This is a genomic window from Caldimonas caldifontis, assembly GCF_002930615.1.
GTDB lineage: Bacteria > Pseudomonadota > Gammaproteobacteria > Burkholderiales > Burkholderiaceae_C > Caldimonas > Caldimonas caldifontis.
Genome location: NZ_PSNX01000030.1, coordinates 1 through 850 on the forward strand (window position 1 = coordinate 1; position 850 = coordinate 850).

Annotated in this window: 1 protein-coding gene and 1 pseudogene; both read left to right on the forward strand. The window is 61.6% G+C overall.

Annotation, left to right across the window (positions count from 1 at the left end):
* Positions 1-257 (forward strand): DUF2515 family protein (locus C1704_RS17345; protein ID WP_419186817.1); only part of this gene is annotated, 257 nt, incomplete at its 5' end.
* Between the two features lie 266 nt (positions 258-523).
* Positions 524-850: pseudogene (locus C1704_RS17350) on the forward strand (hypothetical protein); the annotation flags it as partial.

Sequence of the window (850 nt, forward strand, 5' to 3'; positions counted from 1 at the left end):
TGCAGGCGCAGCGCACACCGCCCGCCAGTTGGTTCTCACCCGGCCTGGAACTGGTCTTCACCAGCGCCTGCGAAACCGATGACGCGACACTGAAGTCGGTGGCGCCGAAGGAGACGAGGTTGGAGGATTTCGGGAGTCGGATGAAGTGGATTCACGAGGCTGCATCTCAGTTTCATGCCCTCATGATGTCGCGCCCAGAAAGAATGGAGGCCGAGTTGCGCACCATGGCCGGATGGGTTTCGATGGCGGATCGGTGATGGTGCAGTTTCGCTTCTTCCTGACAGCCATTGGGCTTGCATGTGCCGTGCTCGCGGGGTGCTCGCGGGCACCTGACAACCCATCGCCGTCATCCTCTGCAACTTCCCAACTGGGAGCCCATGTGACTACAGATATCGACGTTCGCCTCGGTGAGCCCGGAGGCAGCTTTGCTCGCAGATACGCAGCGTCCCTCAGCTCTTGGGAGATCCTGCCTGGATCGGTTCGGGCACACCGCCTCTCATGGGAGCGTCCGGTGCTCGGGCGGGTGATCCTGGACCATGGAAAGCACAAGGTCGTGATCGATAAGGTTTCGATCTTGTCGACACAGGAAGAGCTGGACGGCCCGTTGGTTGGCGAAGGGCTGAAGGCCTTCAGTTTCAGTGCCTATGTCGGAGAGAGCTCGGAGATTTCCCATGACGCCGCTCGTCGGGAGATTCACGGGCTTCTGCAGCAGATTCTGAACGCCGGCTGGCAGCCGCTGGTGTCTAGAAGCCGTCCGCGCTTGCAGGGGCGGTACCGCCTTGAGCACACGCTGGCGACCAGCAACATCAACGGCCTCGACCCGGCCTACTTGCCCACGCTGGAGGAGTGG